General features: G+C 62.7%; 16 protein-coding genes and 1 pseudogene. 8 read left to right on the top strand and 9 right to left on the bottom strand.

The annotated features are described in order from the left end of the window. Positions 1-45: 45 nt before the first annotated feature. From PQR53_RS05955 to PQR53_RS05925, 7 genes are read right to left on the bottom strand one after another with little or no spacing between them, the layout of a single operon-like run. Positions 46-852, bottom strand: a complete 807-nt coding sequence (locus tag PQR53_RS05955; RefSeq protein WP_408451644.1) for an enoyl-CoA hydratase/isomerase family protein — start codon at positions 850-852, stop codon at positions 46-48. A 4-nt stretch (positions 853-856) separates the two neighbouring features. Continuing rightward, on the bottom strand, positions 857-2,467 hold the full coding sequence (locus PQR53_RS05950; RefSeq protein WP_408451643.1) for an AMP-binding protein: 1,611 nt from the start codon (positions 2,465-2,467) through the stop codon (positions 857-859). Continuing rightward, complete coding sequence (locus PQR53_RS05945) at positions 2,460-3,032, bottom strand: (2Fe-2S)-binding protein (protein WP_408451642.1); 573 nt, start codon at positions 3,030-3,032, stop codon at positions 2,460-2,462. Before PQR53_RS05945 ends, PQR53_RS05950 begins: the two co-directional genes overlap by 8 nt. Then, the gene (locus PQR53_RS05940; protein ID WP_408451641.1) at positions 3,005-3,826 is read right to left on the bottom strand and encodes an FAD binding domain-containing protein; all 822 of its coding nucleotides are present in this window, start codon (positions 3,824-3,826) and stop codon (positions 3,005-3,007) included. Before PQR53_RS05940 ends, PQR53_RS05945 begins: the two co-directional genes overlap by 28 nt. Next, positions 3,823-6,870, bottom strand: a complete 3,048-nt coding sequence (locus PQR53_RS05935; protein WP_408451640.1) for a xanthine dehydrogenase family protein molybdopterin-binding subunit — start codon at positions 6,868-6,870, stop codon at positions 3,823-3,825. The genes PQR53_RS05940 and PQR53_RS05935 overlap by 4 nt, the downstream gene beginning before the upstream one ends. Beyond that, on the bottom strand, positions 6,867-7,487 hold the full coding sequence (locus tag PQR53_RS05930) for a UbiX family flavin prenyltransferase (RefSeq protein WP_408350156.1): 621 nt from the start codon (positions 7,485-7,487) through the stop codon (positions 6,867-6,869). Before PQR53_RS05930 ends, PQR53_RS05935 begins: the two co-directional genes overlap by 4 nt. Continuing rightward, a complete protein-coding gene (locus tag PQR53_RS05925) occupies positions 7,480-8,964 on the bottom strand; it encodes a UbiD family decarboxylase (protein ID WP_408451639.1) in 1,485 nt (494 codons plus the stop codon). Before PQR53_RS05925 ends, PQR53_RS05930 begins: the two co-directional genes overlap by 8 nt. Before the next feature lie 341 nt (positions 8,965-9,305). Between PQR53_RS05925 and PQR53_RS05920 the strand changes: the two genes are divergently transcribed. Further along, positions 9,306-10,253 carry a LysR family transcriptional regulator gene (locus PQR53_RS05920; RefSeq protein ID WP_408451638.1) on the top strand — a complete coding sequence of 316 codons (948 nt, stop codon included), beginning with the start codon at positions 9,306-9,308 and terminating at the stop codon, positions 10,251-10,253. Between the two features lie 132 nt (positions 10,254-10,385). Continuing rightward, a pseudogene (locus tag PQR53_RS05915) lies at positions 10,386-10,924 on the top strand (aldehyde dehydrogenase family protein). A gap of 427 nt (positions 10,925-11,351) precedes the next feature. Here PQR53_RS05915 and PQR53_RS05910 read toward each other — a convergent pair. Further along, positions 11,352-13,037 (bottom strand): putative bifunctional diguanylate cyclase/phosphodiesterase, encoded by a 1,686-nt coding sequence (locus PQR53_RS05910; protein WP_408451637.1) that lies wholly within the window; start codon positions 13,035-13,037, stop codon positions 11,352-11,354. 180 nt (positions 13,038-13,217) lie between these two features. Then, positions 13,218-13,448 (bottom strand): hypothetical protein, encoded by a 231-nt coding sequence (locus tag PQR53_RS05905; RefSeq protein WP_408451636.1) that lies wholly within the window; start codon positions 13,446-13,448, stop codon positions 13,218-13,220. Between the two features lies 1 nt (position 13,449). Between PQR53_RS05905 and PQR53_RS05900 the strand changes: the two genes are divergently transcribed. From PQR53_RS05900 to PQR53_RS05875, 6 genes are all read left to right on the top strand, one after another. Continuing rightward, positions 13,450-14,202 carry a CoA transferase gene (locus tag PQR53_RS05900; RefSeq protein WP_408451695.1) on the top strand — a complete coding sequence of 251 codons (753 nt, stop codon included), beginning with the start codon at positions 13,450-13,452 and terminating at the stop codon, positions 14,200-14,202. A gap of 484 nt (positions 14,203-14,686) precedes the next feature. Then, positions 14,687-15,601 carry a 3-hydroxyacyl-CoA dehydrogenase gene (locus PQR53_RS05895; RefSeq protein ID WP_408451635.1) on the top strand — a complete coding sequence of 305 codons (915 nt, stop codon included), beginning with the start codon at positions 14,687-14,689 and terminating at the stop codon, positions 15,599-15,601. Positions 15,602-15,622: 21 nt separating this feature from the next. After that, positions 15,623-16,570 carry a 3-hydroxyacyl-CoA dehydrogenase NAD-binding domain-containing protein gene (locus PQR53_RS05890; protein WP_408451634.1) on the top strand — a complete coding sequence of 316 codons (948 nt, stop codon included), beginning with the start codon at positions 15,623-15,625 and terminating at the stop codon, positions 16,568-16,570. Between the two features lie 24 nt (positions 16,571-16,594). Further along, positions 16,595-18,169 (top strand): CoA transferase, encoded by a 1,575-nt coding sequence (locus PQR53_RS05885; RefSeq protein ID WP_408451633.1) that lies wholly within the window; start codon positions 16,595-16,597, stop codon positions 18,167-18,169. Positions 18,170-18,289: 120 nt separating this feature from the next. After that, positions 18,290-20,002 (top strand): thiamine pyrophosphate-dependent enzyme, encoded by a 1,713-nt coding sequence (locus tag PQR53_RS05880; RefSeq protein WP_408451632.1) that lies wholly within the window; start codon positions 18,290-18,292, stop codon positions 20,000-20,002. 174 nt (positions 20,003-20,176) lie between these two features. After that, positions 20,177-20,602, top strand: a complete 426-nt coding sequence (locus tag PQR53_RS05875) for an organic hydroperoxide resistance protein (RefSeq protein WP_408451631.1) — start codon at positions 20,177-20,179, stop codon at positions 20,600-20,602. Positions 20,603-20,725 lie beyond the last annotated feature (123 nt).

Raw genomic sequence — 20,725 nt, 5'->3', positions numbered from 1 at the left:
TTTATTCGCTACGGTGTGTTGCGACTATGTTGTGCTGCGTTCGGTTCAACTGCCGCGAAACACCGGCTTGCGTTTGCCATGAAACGCTTCGACCCCCTCGCGGAAATCGTCGGACGTGCGCAGACGGCTATAGCAATGCCCTTCGAGTTCGATCGCGATCGAGAGTGGCGCATCTTCACTATCGTTCAGCAGCTTTTTGGCGGTGCGTTGCGCGAGCGGCGAGAAGGCGCGCAGTTCTTCCACCAACGCATCGGTCGTGGCTTCGAGTTGCGCATCGGCCACGCACTCCACCACGATGCCCCAGTCGTAGGCCTGCTTGCCCGGAATGCGGCGCGAGCGCATTACGATGTCCTTCGTACGGCCCACGCCGACCATCTGCTGCAAACGCGCCGAGCCGCCCGACCCCGGGATCTGGCCGAGCTTCTGTTCCGGCAGCGCGTAGAAGGTTGTGTCGGTGGCGATGCGGAAATCGCACGCGAGCGACAGTTCGAAACCCACGCCGAAGCAGAAACCGCGATTGGCGGCGATCACCGGCTTCGAGCAGCGCGCGGGCGCCGCGATATTCCAGGCGAGTTTGGACACGTGTTCCGGCGATGCCTCGAGAAAACCCTTGATGTCGCCTCCGCTCGAGAAGTGTTCACCCTTGGCGCGCACGACGATCACACGCACGCGCTCGTCCTCGTCGAGCGCTTCGAAGGTCGCGCGCAACTGGTCGCGGGCGTGCATCGAAATCACGTTCAACGGCGGCCGATGCAGGATAATGTCGGCCCGCTCGCGTTCGGCGTCGATCTCGATCGAAAAGCCGTCGAGTTCCTGCAGCAGGTCCTGGCCGCGGTGGGTCAAGTCGGTCATGGGATTACTCCTTGGTAGTTTCCGTGTGTGTGGCAATGAATTCGCCGCGGGCGCGGCTGCGGTTGCCGTCGTCGTGCTGACCACGTCCGTCGCGTTCGTACTCGCCTGCGGACAGCTTGCGGCGCAAGATCTTGCCAACCGGCGATTTCGGAATGTCGTCGACGAAGACGTATTCGCGCGGCCGCTTGAAGTTGACGAGATCGGACGTGCGGCAATAGGCATCGAGCGTTTCGGCATCGACGTATTCGCGGCGTTTGACGAAGGCGACGACCCGTTGGCCCCACCGCTCGTCTTTCACGCCGGCCACCGCCACTTCGTCGACGGCGGGATGCAAAGACAGCACCGATTCAATATCGACTGGCGAAATATTCTCGCCGCCGCTGATGATCATGTCGTCGACGCGCCCGGACACATACAGGTCGCCTTCGACGTCGAAGAAGCCGGTGTCGCCGGTGAAATACCAGCCGTCGCGCAATGACCTGGCGTTGGCGTCGGGGCGGTTCCAGTAGCCTTCGAAAGCCTCGTCGCCGAGCAGGTCGGCGATGATCTGGCCTTCTTCGCCCGCCTGTGCCAGATCCTCTGGCGTTTGCGCATCGAGCTTCACGACACGCAGGCGCGTATTGATGCCAGCACGCCCTGCACTGCCTGGTTTCTGCGTTGCGTCCTGATCGATGCTGAAGGTGTAGACCTCGGACGAGCCGTAGTGATTGACGAACAGTTCGGGTTTGAAAGCAGCCGAGAGCCGCTTGAGTAAACCGTCGTTCATTGGCGCGCCGGCAAAGCCGAGCTTTTTGACCGATGTCGTGTCGATATCGGCGAAAGCCGGATCGACCAGCAGATCGTGATAAAGCGTCGGCACCAGATAGAGGCAGCTGATCTGATATTGCGCGATTGAATCGAGCGCAAAGCGCGCGTTCCAGCGGCGCGCGCAAACGAACACGCCGTCAACCATCGCCATCGAGAGCAGCGAGCGCACGCCCATCGTGTGATACAGCGGCATCACACCGAGCGTGCGCTCGCCATGCCGGTACAGGTTCTGCGCGACATGGGCGAGCGCGGCAGCCCGCTCATGACGGTGACGGCGCGGCACGCCTTTGGCCTTACCTGTCGTGCCCGACGTGTAGAGAATCAGTGAGTAGTCGTCCGCATTCGCACGAGTGTTCTGAATGCTGGCATCATGCGAGCGCTCGACAAGGAGGGTTGCGAAGCTGGCGGTGCGGCCTTGCGCGTCGTCGAGCCCGATCCGCGGCAGATTTTGCGCAGCCGCGCTTTGCGCGACCGCTTCGGCACTGACCGGTTCATAGACGATCGCCTTCACGCCGGCATCGGTCACGCAGTAATCGAGTTCGTCAGGCTTGGCGCGCCAGTTCAACGGCACGATCACAATGCCGGCGAACTGGCAAGCCCAGTGCAAGGTTGCCATTTCCCAGCGGTTTTGCAATACGACTAGCAGCCGGTCCCCGTGCGCGAGACCCAGTTCGCGCAGGCCTTCGGCGACGTTCACAATGATGCGATGCCACTGCGCATAAGTCAGCGTCAAGCCGCCATCGACCAGAGCGAGCGCGTTCGGGCTGCGCTCCACGCTTTGCAGATAGGTTCGGCCGAGATCAAGCATGAGCGGTCTCCATGGTCTCACCGGCCTGCGTGGCCGCCTTACGTCTCGCCGCCACATCCAACACCGCTGCGACGATCGGCGTATAGCCCGTACAGCGGCACAGATGGCCCGAGAGCATGTCCCGCACCTCCGCTTCGGTGGGATCTGGCACGCGCTTCAGATAGTCCACGCACGACATCAGAATGCCGGCCGTACAGAAGCCGCACTGCAACGCGTGATGGCGTTGAAACGCCTGCTGGAGATCTCCGAGCACCATATCGGGCGCGAGGCCCTCGACCGTGTCGATGCGACGCCCTTGCGCCTGCACCGCCAGCATCAGGCAAGAACGCCCTGCCACGCCGTCGATGTGTACCGTGCACGCGCCGCAGACGCCATGTTCGCAACCGACATGCGTACCGGTTGCGCCCAGTTCGTGACGGATGAAATCCGACAGCAGTTCGCGTGGCACGCAATAGCCGCTGCGTTCGCAGCCATTGAGCGTCAGCGTGATGCACTGTCGGTCGCCTTGCCGCATGATGTTGTCTTTGGATGTGTTGCTCACTTCGCCTCCTCGATCACGCGCCATCCGAGTTGCCGGACCAGATGCCGGCGATAGGGCGCGCTAATTTGCGCGTCGTCCTGCGCGCTCAGCTTCCAGCTGAAATCGTTCAATGCTCCGCGCAGATCTTCGTCGTGCAAACGGGGCCATTGTTCGACCATGGGCCGATCCGCGACGCCACCCACGGCGAGTCGGATCGAATCGTTCGTCACCACCGCCGCGCACGCCACCATTGCGAAATCGCCATGACGTGCGGAGAATTCGGTGAAGCCGTAGCGTTCGCCGGGCTTCTTCAGCGGAAAGCGCACGGCTTCGACCAGTTCGTCCGGTTCGCGCGCGGTCATCAACATGCCTTGGAAAAAGGCCTCGGCCTTCAACACACGCTTGTGCTTTTTCGAGCGCAGCATCACCTCGCCGCCGAGCGCTGCCAGCACCAGGGGCAATTCCGCGCTCGGATCGGCATGGGCGATCGAGCCGCACACCGTGCCGCGATTGCGAATCTGAAAGTGCGAAATGTGCGGGAACGCCATCGCCAGCAGAGGCACTTCGTCGCGCAGTGACGCGCGCCATTCGACGCTGCCCTGCGTGGCGGCCGCGCCCACGATCAGCCGGCCTGCTTCGTTATCGATGCGCACCGCGTTCAGTTCGTCCGTGCGCGAGATATCGACCAGCATGCGCGGCTGCGCGAGCCGCATGTTCAGCACCGCCATCAGCGACTGCCCCCCGGCCAGCACGCGGGCGTCTTCACCGTTTTGAGCGAGTGCGTCGAGCGCGTCCTGCGTGGTCATCGCGCGCAGATAATCGAACGGCGCGGGTTTCATGCCTGCCTCCTGAAACGTGCGAGCAACCGCGATAGCCACCCGCCGCCGGTTTTCACCGGTTTGCCTGCGGCCTGGCGTCCAAGCGATTCGAACAGTTGCCGCAAGACGACCTTGGCCGCCCCTTCGAGCATCCGTCCGCCGACGGCTGCGACCTTGCCCGACACCTGGGCTTCGTAGTCATAGGAAAGACGCGTACCGCTTTCGATCGGCGTCAACTCGACGATGCCGCTGCCGCGCGCGCTGCCGAGCGACGACATGCCCGCGCCTGCCAGACGCAGCCGATGCGGCGCGTCGATTTCCGACAGCCCGATCTTCGCTTCGAAGCGCGCCTTGATCATGCCCACGCCGACCGTCACGTCGGCGCGATACCGGTTCGTGCCTTCGGCTTCGAGCGCGTGGCAACCCGGTATCACTCTGGCGAGCGCGTCCGGATCGAGCAGCACGGCGAAAATGGCTTCCGGCGACGCCGGCAAATCGACGCTGCCTTGCGCGGTCAGCGCCTTGCCGCCGCCGGGCATCGCCGGTTTCGCCGCTGGCATGTCACGCAACTCGGGACGCGACGGCGCGGGGTCGTCGATACCGATGAACGCCATGACCTTCGAAGGCGTCAGCGGCAAACGGATATCGTCGACGCCGAGCGCGTCCGCCACCGCATTCGCGATGCACGGCGGCGTGCTCATGTTGTTGCCCTCGCCGAGTCCTTTCGCGCCCAACGGCGTGAACGGACTCGGCGTTTCCAGATGCACGATCACCGGATCGGGCACTTCGCAGGTGGTCGGCATCAGATAATCGGCGAGCGTGCCCGACTGGAAGCTGCCATCCGCGCCGTAGCGGAATTCCTCCATCAACGCCGCGCCGAGACCTTGCGCGAACGCGCCGCGAATCTGGCCGTCGGCGAGCGCGGGGTTCAGCAGCGTGCCGGCGTCGTGCGCGGTGACGTACCGGTCGATCCGCACGCGGCCCGTGGCGCGGTCCACTTCCACCCCGCACATGTCGAAGGCAAACCCGTAAGCCGCCGACGTGTTGATGCGATCGTTCTCGTCCGGCGCCGCCATGTTCGGCGGATTCCAGAACACGGTCTCACGCAGGCCGGGCTCCTCGCCTTCGGGCAAGAGCGCGGGCGCCCAATGCGGCGCATTGGCGGCGACGCGGCCGAACGGCTGAGCGCGATCCTCTGCACCTCTGGCATAAATGCGGCCGCCTTCGAAACACACATCTTCGGGCGCGCAGTCCAACTGCTTCGACACGATGCGCGCGACCTTGTCGCGTACACGCACGGCCGCCAGATGCACCGTGCCCGCCACCGCGCCGGCAAAGCGGCTGGAGTAATTGCCCGCCGCCACCGACCACGCGTCCTTATGCGTATCGAACTCGACATTGACGACGACGTCTTGAGGCGAGACGCCGAGCACATCCGCGACCACCTGTGCGCACACCGTCATATGCCCCTGGCCCGCGGGCGTCGACGCGATCGTCACCACCACGCCGCCTAGCAGATCGACGCTGACGGTGGCGCTCGCGATCGCGCCGCTCTTCGGGCCGGCCTTCCTGCGCGCGTCGGCGGGCATCACCGTCGTGATATAGCCCATGTTCGACACCGACGGTTCGACGATCGCCGCGAAGCCGATGCCGTACAGCCGCCCTTCCTTGCGCGCCGCCTCGCGGCGCGCAAGCAGTTCGTCGTGGCCGCCTTCGGCGAGTGCGCGTCGCTGCGCTTCCTGATAGTTGCCCGAGTCGAGCACGGCGCCCGCGGCGGCGCGATAGGGAAATGCATCCGCGGCGACGAAGTTGCGGCGGTACACGTCGAGCACATCCAGCTTCAATTCAAGCGCGATGCGTTGCATCAGCCGTTCGAGCGCGAAGTAAACCTGCGGGCCGCCGAAGCCGCGCACGAGACCCGTCGGCGTCTTATTGGTCAGCACGACGCGATTGCGCACCAGTAGATTGTCGATGGCGTACGCGCCTGTCAGGCAGCCATGCATCCGGTAGAAGGTCGCCGGTTCCGGCGCGCGCAGATAGCCGCCGCAATCTTCAAGTTGATCGTATGAGAGCGCGGTAATACGGCCGTCGCTTTCGACCGCCGCCTCGAGCGTCGACAGGCGTGCCGTCGCGGAGGTCGCCGCGCTCAGATGTTCGAGCCGGTCCTCGACCCACTTCACCGGCGCGCCGGCCTTGCGTGACGCGAGGCACATCAGCACGACATACGGAAACACCGCCTGCTTCACGCCGAAGCTGCCGCCCGAATCGCGCGGCGCCTTGTGACGCAGACGATTGGCCGACACGTTCAGCGCCATCGCCATCACCGCGTGCAGCGAGAACGGGCCCATGAAATTCGACGTAACGTCGTAGCCTTCGTCGCCCGCCAGATATTCGGCGATCACCACGCCGCATTCGATCGGCGCACAGGTATTGCGCGGATAATGCGCGACCAGTTTCACGCGATGTGGCGCGTTCTCGAACGCGGCTTCGGGGTTGCCATAGCGGAAGCGGCGGTCGCTGATCACATTGGCGCCGACCTTTTCATGCAGCACCGTTGACTCCTCGCTCGCCGCCTGTTCGATCGTCGTGACCGGATCGAGCGTGGCGTATTCGACCTTGAGAAGATCGAGCCCATCTTCAGCGATGGCGCGCGATTCCGCCAGCACCACTGCGACAGGTTCGCCCACATAGCGTACGCGGTCCATCGCGAGCGCCCACTGCTCCATCGGCGATTTCACGCCCACCACGAAGGGCCGCGACCACGCGCGCAGGTCGTCGCGCGTCAGGATCGCGCGCACGCCGGGAAGTTTCGACCCGGCGTCGGTGTTGATGGCAACGAGTTCTGCATGTGCATGCGGTGAGCGCAGAATCGCCGCATGCAGCGTGCCGGGTCTGGTGCCGATATCGTCGCCATAACGACCACGGCCGGTAAGGATTGCGGGGTCTTCGAGACGCTCCATCGGGCGGCCAAGATGGCGCTGTGCACGCTCTACGCTTTCGTCGCGGGTTGGTTCAACCTCCAGAGCCGCGGCATTGCCTGAGTTGATCATGTCGCGCTGGTTCATTCGTCAGCTCCCTCGCGGCGGCCCGCGAATTCATCGGCGAGTCCGCTCCAGCGCTGGGCGATCTCGCGGTGCTCGACGCCGAACAGATCCAGGATCCGGCCGACGGTGTGATCGACCACGTCCTCGATGGTCTTCGGATGCGCGTAGAACGCGGGAACCGGCGGCATCACAATCGCGCCCATCTCGGTGGCGAGCGTCATGTTGCGCAAGTGCGCGAGATTGAGCGGCGTTTCGCGCGCGACCAGCACTAGCCGGCGGCGCTCCTTGAGCATGACGTCGGCGGCGCGCGTGAGCAGGTTGTCGGCGAAACCATTGGCCACGCCCGCGAGCGTTTTCATCGAGCACGGCGCAATGACCATACCTGCGGTGATGAAGGAACCGCTCGCCACTGCCGCGCCGATATCGCGCACGTTGTAGATCACGTCGGCAAGGCTCTCCAGATCGCCGCGCGCCATGCCCAATTCCTGAGCCGCCGTCACCGCGCCAGAAGCCGATACGACCAGATGCGTCTCATGCGTGCCGAGGCGGCGCAGCGCGGCAAGCAGGCGCACGCCGATCAACGCGCCGCTCGCGCCCGAAATGCCCACCACAATCCGCTCACGCTTGTGGTCAGACATGAACGTCACCCAGATAGGTATCTAACGCGGCGTTGTCGCCGGCGACGAGCGCGTCCAGATCCACCGAGTCCTGCCCCGGAATGCGCACGCGCGTGAACACATGCGACGCATAAACCACCGGCCGTGTGGCGTCGAGCCCCATCTTCGCGCTGATGCCCTGGAGGTGCGCCGGGGCGTCATCCGGCTGGCCCACCGTGGTCGACGGATCGAGTAGCGAGCCCTGCGCGCCTTCGATCACCACCAGGTCACGATCGGCCTGAAAGCGCGTAGCAACGGCCCATTCGATTTCGGCAGGGTCATGCACGTTCACGTCGGTATCGACCACCACGACCTGTTTGATGTCGTAGTGGGCGCCGAACGCGCACAGGATCACGTTTTTCGCTTCGCCTTCGCGTTTCTTCTCGAACTGGACCCACAGGTGATAACGGCATACGCCGCCGACCGACAGATGCACGTCCTTCACGTTCGGATGGCTGCGCTGCAGATGCGCGAGCAGCGTCGCCTCACGCGGAATCGCACCGAGCAGCAAATGCTCCATTTCGGCCGGCACAATCGTATGAAAGATCGGATTCCGGCGATGCGTCAGCGCAGTGACTTCGATCACCTCGCGCGCTTCCTGCGCGCTGTAGTACTTCGGGAATTCGCCGAACGGGCCTTCCATCTCACGCACGTTCGGCAGGATGCGCCCTTCAATCACGATCTCTGCGAAGGCCGGCACGTTCACGCCGTTGCTCACGCACTTCACGACTGGCAGCGGCGCGCCATGCAGCGCGCCTGCGATCTCCAGCTCGTCGTGATCGATCGGCGTAATCGCCTGCGAGGCGAGCATCGTCAGCGGGTCGACGCCAATCACCACGGCGACGTCGAGCGGCTCTCCCGCGGCTTCCGCGGTTCGGTGAAACGCGTACAGATGGCGCGGCAGCAGAAGGATCGCCATGCGGCCTGGTCCATGCACCTGGATCCGGTTGATCGACACGTTCTGAATGCCGGTGCGCGGATTGCGCGCAATCACGAGACCGGCGGTAATGTACGGGCCATTATCGTGTTCGCTATGTGTCGGAATGGGCAGCAGCTTGTGTAGATCGATCCCTTGTGTATGGACGACCTGCTGACACAGCGCGGTATCCGCCGGCACCTCCTGCCACGCGAGCGGATGCTCGGCGGCTTCGCGAAAGCGTTGCAGTAGCTGGTCCTCGCTCACGCCCATCGCTTCGGCGATCCACGCACGCCTCGACATGAAACCGCTGACCACCGGAATCGGATGGCCGCCTGGCTGCACGAATACTGCGGCACGCGAGCCGTCGAGCTTCTTCGCGATCGCTGCGAGTTCGTGCTCGAGCGCGACGGGCTTTTCGATGGTGGCCACCCGCCCGCTCGCCGACAGGTGCTCGAGCCAGCTTCGCAGCGAGCGGGCGGGACGCGCTCCGGCGCTTGGAGAAACTGTTGTATCGAGGGAAGCGGTACCGCGAGAGCTCATCTAGGTCTCCATGTGTCGTGTCGATGTCCGCCCGTTACTTTGTCTGGTGAGCGCACAGTGGGTTTTGAAGGAGCGTAGCCAGAACGGTGTATAACTTCTAATAGTGTTTTTTGATCCTTAACATAATTTACCCTGATATGGGTATTACCCCTGATGACGTTGGTCAGCGCCATGAGTATTAATAGCAGCGACCTTCCATAACCATACTGTTAGGGGCATCTGGTGGTGGATCGACGAGGCCGGCGCATAGGAAATACTGCGCCACGAGTGCATTGGAATTGATAACGGTGCCAGTTGACATCAAAAGCAATGACAGCGGGAAACCCTGATCGAGCACACCCATGGACCTGAGGCAGATTCAATATTTCATCGCGCTGTTCGAAGACGGCTCGGTCACCCGCGCGGCCAAGCGTCTGAATATCGTGCAACCAGCGCTCAGCATGCAGATTGCGAAGCTCGAGGAAGAACTGCATCAGCAACTGTTCGAGCGCGGTTCGCACGGGATGACGCCGACCGCCGCCGGGCGGCTCATGTACCGGCTCTTCCTGCCGATCATGCGCGACCTTGCGCACGCGCGGCAGCAGCTGATCCAGCGCGACGAGATCATCACCGGGCGTGTGTCGATCGGATTGATCGCGTCGATCAGCGAAAGCGTGCTGGCCGATTCACTGTCGCGCTATCACGAGAAATATCCGTACGTCGAAGTCACCGTCTCCGACGGCTACAGCGCGACCTTCATCGACTGGGTCGCCGGCGGCCAGCTCGATGCGGCGCTGATCAACAAACCGCGCGGCAAGCTCTCGCTCGATGCGCAAGCGATCCTCGACGAAGAAATGGTGCTCGCCACCAGTGCGGCCCACGGTCCAGACCTGCCGCACGCGATTGAGCTGGCCAAGCTGCCCGAACTCGAACTGGTGCTGCCGACCAAGCGGCACGGCCTGCGCGGCGTGCTCGATACCGCCGCGCAGCACGAGGACGTGCTGCTGGCGCCGCGCTTCGAAATCGATGTGCTCAGCTCCATCGTGCAACTGGTCGGCAATACGCGCTTCGCGACCATCCTGCCGCGTATCGTGGTCGAGCGCGCAGTCCGGGCGGGCACGCTCCGCGCGTATCCGATTCTGGCGCCGCGCATCGTGCGCCACATCATCTGCATCACGCATCCGCGCCGGCCGCTAAGCGCCGCCGCGGACGCGCTGATCTCGATCATCGCCGACGAACTGCGCCAGGTGCTGAACGCCGCGCCGTTGGATGCGACGAAGGACACCCCTACCCCGACCAGGAAAATTTGATGAACGCACAACACTGATCGCCGGCATCTGGACCGGCACGCCGACGCAGCCCGCAATCGACCCGGCCCCCGGCGAGCCGATCGGACTCTATGCCGATGGAGGCGCGGCAGAGGCGGACGCGGTGTTGCCGCCGTGCGCGCTGTGTTCGATCGCACCACGTGGGCACAGGACGCGCGGCTGCGGCAGAACGTGCTGCTTGACTGGGCCACGGCGCTGGATGCAAAGCGGGAAGAACTGGCGACGCTAATGGCGCGCGAGAATGGCAAAGCGATCGCGCAGGCGCGCGGCGAAATCGGTGCGGCAATCTCGGAGGTCCGCTATTACGCGGGTCTTGCGCGCCATTTGCCGGGCCACGTGCTGGAGCCGGAACCGGGTACGATCTCCACGATGCTGCGCGAAGCCGCCGGCGTCGCGGCGATCATCGTCCCGTGGAACGCGCCCGCAGTGCTGCTGGTGCGCTCGCTCGCGCCGGCTGCACGAGCATCGTCAAACCGGCGGCGCAGACGAGCCTGCTGAACGCGGCGATGATGCACTGCTTAGACGGCACCGCGCTGCCGAAGGGCGCGGTCAATGTGGTGAACGAGAGCGGGCATGCGGCTGGCGAGCGGCTCGTCGACTCGCAGGATGTCGACGTAGTCAGGTTCGATGATGGCAGCGAGACCAGCACATGAGCCGGCATGGCGCTCAAATAACGCTAGAAGTTCAGGGCGTAGTCCGTCACCGCTTTGGGCTGCGAGAGCGTGAAGCGAGAGAAATGGCAACATGGTTAAACTCCAGTCAATGAAAGACGGACGACGCGGTGTCGATGAAAGAATTAACGTATCGCGGGCCCGCGAGATAGAGCATGGTTCGAGCGTACCGTGCGGTGTCCGCCGATCTCGACAACTGCCGGACCGAATAATCAAGTGTAATGACCATCGCTACCCCAGCACCGATGCCATTAAAAGAGTTACGGACCATGGGCGAAGTCGCCGTCACTCAGAAACGATGCCGCGCTTCCAGAACCTGACGATGTTTCTTTCAGGACGCGCGGAGGCAGATGCCAGCTCATCGGGCATAACCAGAAGCAATGCGAACCGGGCGACTACGCGTTGACCGCTAGCGCGATCCGCTTCGTGTGCCCTGCGACGACGAAAGCGCAGTCGGCGCCGGGCCAAACCGCGTCTGTGCATAAGGTTCGATGCATACTGCCGACACCGGCTTGCCGATGAAGTATCCCTGCGCGGCATCACACCCAAGTTCCCTGACGAGAACGAGTTGTGTTTCGGTCTCGATGCCTTCCGCGACCGTTCCTATGCCGAGCGTGCGCGCGAGCGCCACCATCGTTTCGACCATCGCGCGTGCCCGGTGACAGGTCTCCTCGACGGTGAGCCCCTGCACGAACGACTTGTCGATCTTGATGCGATCGACGGGCAGCTGTGTGAGGTACGCGAGGCTTGAGTAGCCGGTGCCGAAGTCGTCGAGCGAGACGGTCACGCCGAGCCCTCGTACGGCAGAAAGCGAGCGCGACGCCGCGACGAAGTCGCTCATGACGGCAGTCTCCGTTACTTCGATGTCGAGTACGGAAGCGCACACGCCCGACGCCTCGGCCGCCTCCGAAACCAGTGCGGCGAGATCACAATTCTGGATCGTCGTGGCCGAGAGATTGACGGCAATCTTGAACGGCATGTGGTCCGTTGCCTGCCATTGCGCCGCCTGACGGAACGCGAGACGAATAAGCCATTCGCCCGTCGCCTCATAGGCTGGCGATTCAAGCAGCACGTCGAGGAAGTGGGCCGGCATGAGCAGGCCCAATTGGGGATGGTTCCATCGCAGAAGCGCCTCGGCGCCGTAGATACGGCCCGTGCCCAAGTCCAGTTGTGGCTGGTAGTGCAGTTCGAACTGATGCGCGGTGCTCGCGCTTTCCAGATCGGCGCGCAGCCGCAGGCGATGCGAGAGGCGCTGCGCATCCTCCTTACCGAACGACCACACGTGCGAGCCGCCTGCGCGCTTCGCGTGATACATCGCAGTGTCCGCGTTGCGTAGCAACTCGCCCGCATCCGACGCCGATACGGGGTAGCGCGCCACGCCGATGCTCGCGCCTACCGACGCCCGCACTGAAGGCGTCTGGATAGGCTCGCGCATGCGTACCATGACGTCGCGCGCGACACGCGCGGCCTCGCCCTCGGGCGCGTCGACGAGGAAGATCACGAATTCATCGCCGCCGATACGCGATGCATGGGCGCGTTCGGTGAGCAAGTCCGAAAGACGCTCGCCGACGACACGCAGCACTTCATCGCCCGCCGCGTGGCCGAACGAATCGTTGATGTCCTTGAAGCGGTCGAGGTCGATGAAGAGCAGATCGACGGAATCGGCCGCGCCTTCGTCGACGAGACGGTTCAGGCGCAGCAGCAGTTCGCGCCGGTTGATGAGCCCGGTCAGTTCATCATGCGTGGCTTGGCGCGACAAGAGTTCGGAGATCGCACGTGCTTCGGTGACGTCGCGAACCAGCACGGTGACGCCGTCCTCGCAGGGAAACGCCCGCACTTCGAACCAGGTACCGAGCGGCGCGTAGAAGTCAGTCGCGGTGCCAGGCTCACCGGTCTCGGCCGCCTGCCGATAGGCCGTCTCGTAGCTCGACCCAATGAGGTCCGGGTATTCGGCCCAGATCTCGTGACCCAGCAGATCCGTCGGCCGGCGCTTCAGCAGTCGCGCAGCGGTGCGGTTGATGTTTCGAAACTTCCACTCCCGGTCGAGCGACATCACCCCGTCCGTGATGTGGTCGAGCACTTGAAAATCTTCCATGCCTTTGTCCCCCTTGACGGACCGATGCCACGGTCCCACGCTATGTCTGAAGTCGCCAACATTGCGTATCGTAGGAGGATGGACAGTGTTTGTGAACTGAAAAGCTTCGCCGAGCAGGGGCGCCGCCTGATCAGATCTGCCTGCTCCGTCGCGTCGTTCAGCGGTCGAGCCCTCTGTCGCTCATTCCCATCGTCTGAAGCCATCAAACAGCGTCATGTACACGGCGCCCATTCCATCGAGCTTGCCCCGGGCCTCTTCGTCCGGTGTGCCGTAGACAACGAAGCCAGTCGGAGTGACGAGTGACATGAACCTCTCTGCGAAGCGTCCGAATGTCTGGTCGATGTGCGTCACGACAGCTGCCGAGTCGCGGTAACGCTCAAAAACGTGAACCGCGCTCTGATCGGAACTCACGCTGTACTCGTTCCGGCAGAACCATCCGGACAAGATCTACTGTCTGATCACGGGATACGGGACCAAAGGCCCGTATGCCGGCCATCCTACTTATGACAGCGTCGTGCAGGCGGCAACAGGCATGACGGGCCTTACGCTTGCTCGCGACGGAGTTCCTTCATATGTGCCGATGTTGATCTGCGATCATGTCGTGGGCGAGATCGCGGCGGGATCGATCCTGGCCGCCATCATGCAGCAAAGGGCGACGGGCAACGGTTCCACGATTGAGGTGCCGATGTTCGAGACGATGTCAGCCTTCGTCCTGCAGGAACATCTTGCGCAGCAGAGTTTCGATCCGCCTGTCGGACCTCCTGGCGACCTTCGGCTCCTCAGTCCGCATAACAAGCCGGTGAAGACCGCAGATGGCTGGATCGCCTTCACGATCAACACCGATCAGCAGGTCCGCGCATTCCTGAAGGCTGTCGGGCGAGAGGAACTCCTCGATGACGCGCGCTTTACGACCGTCGCTGGCCGCGCAAAAAACGTCGCGGAGTGGTTTGCGCAAGACTGTGGCGATCCGGTCGACCATCAGCTTCGACGATACCTACCCTCCGCTTCGCTCGTACTCGCAGCCACGAGGCTGGGAAACCCTCGCTGTTCTCGAAGAGATTGGCTACTCATCAAGCGAGATAGAGGACCTGCTCGTGGAAGGCGCAGCCGTCGCAAACGTCGCGCAGCAAAGCCGGCGCGGATGAGAGAGGAGCGTGTGGAATGATCGGGTTCAGGGCGCATCCGACGCCAGTTATCGATCCACGTGCGAGCAGCTACACGTTCTGCTCGCGCAACCACGCGTAGTGGGAACGCAGACATTTCTATCGCACGCGCAAAATTGTCCTCCTCGTGCAGAAGCACATCTGCGGTAATCAGCCATTCCTCTCTATCGACGTATTGGACCGAAAAGTCGAGGCGTTGACGCGCCCCAATTTGAATGCTTCGCTCGATGCAGTCGAAGGAAGGGAGGGCAATTCCAGATTCATGTAATAGCCGCCCTTCGCCCCCCCCAACTATCATCAGAAAGTTGGCACTTGAGCCGTGCAACTCAGACACCACGGCTTGGTGATTGCGGCGGAAGCTTTTAGCGCCGACCGCTGGTTTTCCGGTCCCCTTCGCGATGACCGACAAGACCAATACCCGGCGGTACACAGTCGCGCCCGACATTCAGTCTCTCTTCCAATGGTAGTGACACGAAAGGACGCACCATGACTGTGCCCCACATTAGCGGAACACATGTTTCCGCGCAAGCGCCCCACTCCGGCCGATTGTTTTTCCTCGAATTGAGCGGTGGCCGCATTCACTCGATCAATCCCGACGGATCCGACCTCAAGACGATCGTCGCGGAATGCCGCCTCCCCGACGGCATCGTCGTGGACGTGGATGCCGGTCAAATCTATTGGACCAACATGGGTTCGATCGGCCTCCATGACGGCTCGATCGAACGCGCCGATCTGGATGGCAAGAACCGCGTGGTCATCGTCCCGCAAGGCGTCACGCACACACCGAAGCAGATTCATCTCGACAAGGCTGGTGGCAAGCTCTATTGGTGCGATCGGGAAGGCATGCGCGTGATGCGCGCCAACCTCGACGGCTCTCAAGTCGAGACGCTGGTCGCGACGGGGCATGGCGATAAGGACCGGCTCGACCAGACCCGATGGTGCGTCGGAATCACGATCGATCCGAAGCACGGGAAGCTCTACTGGACGCAGAAAGGTCCGGACAACGCCGGCCTGGGCCGCATCTTCCGCGCCAATCTCAACATCCCGCAGGGCGAAGACCCGACCAACCGCTCCGACATCGAAGTGCTGTTCGACCGGTTGCCGGAGCCCATCGACCTTGAGCTCGACCTCGCGAAGCGTGTCCTCTACTGGACCGACCGCGGCGATCCTCCGCGCGGCAACACCGTCAACCGCGCGCCGATCGATGGAACGGCAACGTCTGAAATCCTCGTGACGCACCTGATGGAGGGAATCGGTATCGCACTCGACATTTCCGGTAATCGGATGTTCGTCACGGACCTGGGCGGCTCCGTCTATTCCGCCGATCTCGATGGCAAGAACCAGCGCAACTTCCTCTTCGCCCAAGGCAACCTCACCGGCATCGCCTATGCCGAAGTCTGACCCACGCATTGGAGACATGACATGACTGAAACCAAGCCCATTCGCCGCATCGCCGTGATCGGCACCGGCGTGATCGGTGCCAGCTGGACCGCGCTGTTTCTCGCCAAGGGGCTGAAGGTCGTTGCGACGGACATCGCGCCGAATGCCGAAGCCCAGCTCATGGCGTTCGTGGAGGCTGCCTGGCCGGCGCTCACGAGATTGGGCCTGACGCCCGGAGCGTCGCAAGCAAACCTGACGTTCACGCCCGTGCTCACACAAGCGCTCACCGATGTGGACCTCGTGCAGGAAAACGGCCCCGAGCGGCTCGAATTCAAGCAGGATCTCTATCGGCAACTCGATGAGCTGCTGCCTCCCCACGTGATCATCGCGTCGAGCACGTCGACCCTGCCCATGAGCAGCATCCAGGTGGGCGCCGTGCGGCATCCCGAGCGCTGCGTCGTCGGCCATCCGTTCAATCCGCCACACCTGATTCCGCTGGTCGAGATCGTAGGCGGGACCAAGACCTCGGAAGAGACGATCCGGCGCGCCACGGAGTTCTATACGTCGATCGGGAAACAGGCGGTGCGCCTGCACAAGGAATTGCAGGGGCACGTCGCCAACCGCCTGCAGTTCGCGGTGGCGCGCGAGGTCTATTACCTGGTGGCGGAGGGTGTGCTGAGCGCCGCCGACGTCGACACCGCCCTCTCATGGGGGCCGGGTCTGCGCTGGGGCGTGATGGGCAACATGATGCTCAATCACCTCGGCGGCGGCCCGGGCGGAATCGAACACTTCTTCCATCAGTTCAGCGGTCCGATGACGGCTGGGTGGAAGGATCTCGGCTCGCCCGAGCTGACGCCGGAAGTGCAGAAGAAGCTCATCGACGGCGTTCATGCCGAAGTGGGATCGCGCTCCATCGAGGAGCTGGAGGCCGAGCGCGACGAGATGCTGCTCGGCCTCATCGAACTGCGCACCAAAGGAAAGGCGCGTTAAAGGTACGGTGCGGCCACTCCACGCGTGGCCGAGGCCCGCGTGGAGTGGCCGCGGGCCGTTGACACTCCCTTATCGAAAACAATTCCTCAAATGACAGACTCGACCAATCTTCCAATCGAAAACGATCCGGATCGGCTCACCGGAATCATTCAATCGAATCTCGCGAATCCGGCACGGAACGCGGATATCGATCTGCACGGCGCGCTCAATGACGTACTGAAAGACGTCGGGTTATCGACGGCGGACAGCGGTGGCAAGATCACTTTCCACGGCCGGGATCCGATCATTCCCGCGCTCTTCCGCTTCGGCTCGTTGTCCGCGATCGCTCTCGCCGCCAAGGCTGTCGGTGTCGCTGCGCTATGGCGACTGCGCAGCGGCGAGGAACAGGACATCGAAGTGGACGTTCGTAAAGCGTTGCGGCGCTTCGCCGGGTTCTTCGATCTGAAATGGGAGACGATCAATGGACGTCCTCCGGCCCTCAAAGTCGATACGAATCTGTTTCGCGAAACCCGCGACGGACGGCACGTCGTGCCCCTGAACATCTATCCGAAGCTGGCTGCCCGCGAGCTCAGCCTGCTGCGCTGCGACTCCAGCCCGGAAGCCGTGCGCAACGCGATTCTGCAATGGCGCGCGGACGACCTGGAGAATGCGGCGGCGGAAGCCGGGATCGTCATCGCGAAGGTGCGAACTTTCGAGGAATTCAGCAAGGAGCTTCAGTACACCGAGGTCCTCTCGAGCATGTCGCTGATCAACGTGGAAAAGATCGGTGAAAGCGAGCCAATCCCGTTCCGGAAAGAGGGCACCAGTCCGCTGGACGGCATTCGCGCACTTGGAATGGGTCACGTGATTGCCGGCGCGGCCATCGGGAGAGACCTCGCTTTGCACGGGGCCGATGTCCTCAACATCTGGCGGCCGTTCGACGACAGCGAGATCGAGGCGTTCGCGTGGGACACTCAGGTTGGGATGCGTTCGACGATCCTGGACTACTCGAAGGAGGATCGCGCGAAATTCGATCTGCTGCTGAAGGATGCCGATGTCTTCTTCGCGAACAAGCGTCCGGGCTATCTGGAACGCCATGGTCTCGAAGCCGAGGAGCTCTGCGGCAGGAAGCCTGGGTTGATCCATGCGAGTGTCCTGCTTCACGGCGCCAGGGGCCCCTGGAAGTATCGCCCGGGATTCGACGAAATCGGCGCGGCCGTCTCAGGGCTGTTCGCCGTCGAAGGTACGCTCGCGCGTCCGAAATCGCCGCCCATCATCCCCATTGTTGACAACGTGGTGGGCTGGCTCGGCACGGTCGGCGTACTCGCCGCGCTGCGCCGGCGTGCGATCGAGGGTGGCAGCTATCGCGTCACCGTTTCTCTGACCCGAACCGTGCTGTGGCTGTTCTCGCTCGGCATCTTCGACAGGGACTATGCCCGGGCGACCGCCGGATCTTCCGACGAGCACGCCTACGTCGCCCCCGATCTGTTCACGGCAGAGACCCCGCTGGGCACCTATCAGGGCATGACCGACCAGGTGGTCCTGTCGAAGACGCCCGGGACCTTCAGGACGGTGCTGGTGCCACGGGGTTCGAGCAAGCCCGAATGGCTGACGCGGTGAAGGTGCCCGATCTGCACGTCGGCGAAATCAGAGAGGGGGGCGACGGCGTTCCCCCTGCTCACTCTCCATCCCCAGGGCTTTTTCTCTCCCTGTTTATTACCTCACGTCCCGGAGACGTACATGGGCAAGAAAGTTGCGGAAATCATTGTCGAAGTGCTCGAACAGGCGGGAGTCAAGCGCTGCTACGGCATCGTGGGCGACACGCTAAATCTGTTTGCTGAGAACCTGGAGCGCAGCTCCATTGAATGGGTCAGCGTTCGTCATGAAGAAGCGGGTGCCTTTGCGGCGGGCACGGAGGCGCTGTACACGAGTAACCTGACTGCGTGTGCGGGTAGTTGCGGTCCAGGGAGCTTGCACTTCATCAACGGACTGTATGAAGCCAATCGTAATCGCGCTCCTGTCGTCCTGATCGCAAGTCAGGTGGCGATGAGTGAGATGGGTTTTGAGTTCATCCAGGAGGTGGACTTCAAGTCGATCTTCAAGGAGTGCTCGGTATTCTGCGAAATGATCCTGACGCCCGAACAGGCCAGGAAAAAAGCGGCGATGGCTTGCCAGGCCGCCTTGGCCAGGCGAGGCGTCGCAGTGCTGATCGTACCGGTCGACGTGTCGCACGGCGAAGTGAAAGAAGATTTCCCTTATCGCGTTCATCATAGTCGCCCGGTCATCCGGCCGAGCGACGCGGAGATCGAAGAGATCGCGCGGACGCTCAACACCGGCAAAAAGATCGCAATTTATGCGGGATCCGGCTGCGAGGGGGCACTCGACGAAATCATGGCGGTGGCTGAGCGGCTCAAGGCACCGGTGGCCCACACCTCTCGCGGAAAGTGCTTTCTCGAGCCGGACAATCCCTACAACATTGGCATGACGGGCATCCTGGGGAACGAAGCCGGCTACAACGCCCTGCTCGAATGCGACACTCTGTTGTTGCTGGGTGCCGACTTTGCGTGGCGTCAGTTCTATCCCGACGAGGCCAGGATTATTCAGATCGACATCGACCCGATGCATCTAGGCCGGCGACATCATGTCACCCTGGGTGCAGTCGGCGACATTCAACCTACGCTGCAGGCGTTGCTGCCGCACCTGGAGCGCAAGGACGACGCTTCGTTCCAGGAGAAATACGTCAAGCGATACGCCGAGACCATGGCATCGGCAAGAAAGCATCTCGTACCCGGACACAACGACACCATCCCCGGCTCATATCTGGCGTCGGTGATCAACCAATATGCCGCCGACGATGCGCTCTTTTGCGCGGACGATGGCACGCCGGTGGTGTGGGCAATTCGCCTGCTTGAGGTCAACGGCAAACGCCAGATCTTCGGTAGCCTTCTGCACGGCACCATGGCGACCGCCCTCCCGAGTGCATTGGGACTACAAAAGGCATGTCCCCAACGTCAGGTCATCGCCATGTGCGGAGACGGTGGCCTTTCCATGCTCTTCGGCGAACTTCTCACCACGGTCCAGGAAGACTTGCCGATCAAGATCGTCGTGTTCAACAACAGCAAGCTGGGCTTTGTGGAAATCGAACAGAAGTCGGAGGGCATGCTCGACACTTTCACGCGCCTGAAGAATCCGGACTTCGGCAAAGTGGCTGCCGCGATTGGCCTTTGGGGGAAAACGGTTCGAAACGCCACCGAGCTTCCAACGGCCGTGCAAGAGTGGCTGTCGCAACCCGGCCCCGCGCTTCTTAATGTCGTTGTCAACCCGCTGGAACTGGTCAAACCGCCTTTCTTTGAAGCAAAGCCCGCGATCGGCATGGCGCTGTACTCCGTTCGCGCCGTACTTAATGGCCGCGGGGCGGATGTGCTGGAAATGGTGCGTGAAAACTTTCTTTGAACTGGCGCGATTGGCCTCCGGAAAGTAAGCGTTGCGCCGACGCTGTCTTGACGGCGGGGCTGCTTTCCGCCCTACCAGATTGATTCCATGCGCGGGGGAGTTGAGTTGCCACCCGGCAAACGCGTGACTTAAAACCACGTCCCCGCGACCACCCTGATACGAAAGGAATCCAGAATGAAAATTGAAAAAGTCTTATACCGTGCGCATGCGCACGTCACCGGCGGGCGCGACGGACGTGCGACGGATCCCGAGAGCCACCTTGATCTTAAGCTGACCACGCCGAAGGAACTCGGCGGCGGAGGCGGCGACGGCACGAACCCCGAACAGCTCTTCGCTGCGGGATATAGCGCGTGCTTCATCGGCGCGCTGAGGACCGTCAGCGCGCGCGACAAGATCGTCTTGCCGAAGGACGTGGCCATCGACGGCAGCGTCGGGATCGGACGGATCCCCAATGGCTTCGGCATTGAAGTCGAACTGAAAATCTCGCTGCCGGGCATGGACCGATCGCAGGCGCAAGCTCTGATCGAGAAAGCGCACGTCGTCTGTCCTTACTCGAACGCGACGCGCAACAACATCGACGTCAAGCTGACGCTGGTCTGATTCGCGCGTCATCACACGCTTGTTCAAGTGCAAGCAGCGGATGCAGTGTCGCGCGAAGCGGCACATTTCCGCTCTGGTTGACAGGACGTCTGGCGCCAGACTTCAAGACGATCGCCGACTTTC

This window comes from Paraburkholderia fungorum, assembly GCF_046027605.1.
Classification (GTDB): Bacteria; Pseudomonadota; Gammaproteobacteria; order Burkholderiales; family Burkholderiaceae; genus Paraburkholderia; species Paraburkholderia fungorum_F.
This window is presented reverse-complemented; position numbering and strand designations above follow the sequence as displayed.

Excerpts from the sequence above, each read along its gene's own strand:
- PQR53_RS05955 (WP_408451644.1), bottom strand. The coding sequence starts at position 852 with ATGACCGACTTGACCCACCGCGGCCAGGACCTGCTGCAGGAACTCGAC.
- PQR53_RS05950 (WP_408451643.1), bottom strand. The coding sequence starts at position 2,467 with ATGCTTGATCTCGGCCGAACCTATCTGCAAAGCGTGGAGCGCAGCCCG.
- PQR53_RS05945 (WP_408451642.1), bottom strand. The coding sequence starts at position 3,032 with ATGGCGCGTGATCGAGGAGGCGAAGTGAGCAACACATCCAAAGACAAC.
- PQR53_RS05940 (WP_408451641.1), bottom strand. The coding sequence starts at position 3,826 with ATGAAACCCGCGCCGTTCGATTATCTGCGCGCGATGACCACGCAGGAC.
- PQR53_RS05935 (WP_408451640.1), bottom strand. The coding sequence starts at position 6,870 with ATGAACCAGCGCGACATGATCAACTCAGGCAATGCCGCGGCTCTGGAG.
- PQR53_RS05930 (WP_408350156.1), bottom strand. The coding sequence starts at position 7,487 with ATGTCTGACCACAAGCGTGAGCGGATTGTGGTGGGCATTTCGGGCGCG.
- PQR53_RS05925 (WP_408451639.1), bottom strand. The coding sequence starts at position 8,964 with ATGAGCTCTCGCGGTACCGCTTCCCTCGATACAACAGTTTCTCCAAGC.
- PQR53_RS05920 (WP_408451638.1), top strand. The coding sequence starts at position 9,306 with ATGGACCTGAGGCAGATTCAATATTTCATCGCGCTGTTCGAAGACGGC.
- PQR53_RS05910 (WP_408451637.1), bottom strand. The coding sequence starts at position 13,037 with ATGGAAGATTTTCAAGTGCTCGACCACATCACGGACGGGGTGATGTCG.
- PQR53_RS05895 (WP_408451635.1), top strand. The coding sequence starts at position 14,687 with ATGACTGTGCCCCACATTAGCGGAACACATGTTTCCGCGCAAGCGCCC.
- PQR53_RS05890 (WP_408451634.1), top strand. The coding sequence starts at position 15,623 with ATGACTGAAACCAAGCCCATTCGCCGCATCGCCGTGATCGGCACCGGC.
- PQR53_RS05880 (WP_408451632.1), top strand. The coding sequence starts at position 18,290 with ATGGGCAAGAAAGTTGCGGAAATCATTGTCGAAGTGCTCGAACAGGCG.
- PQR53_RS05875 (WP_408451631.1), top strand. The coding sequence starts at position 20,177 with ATGAAAATTGAAAAAGTCTTATACCGTGCGCATGCGCACGTCACCGGC.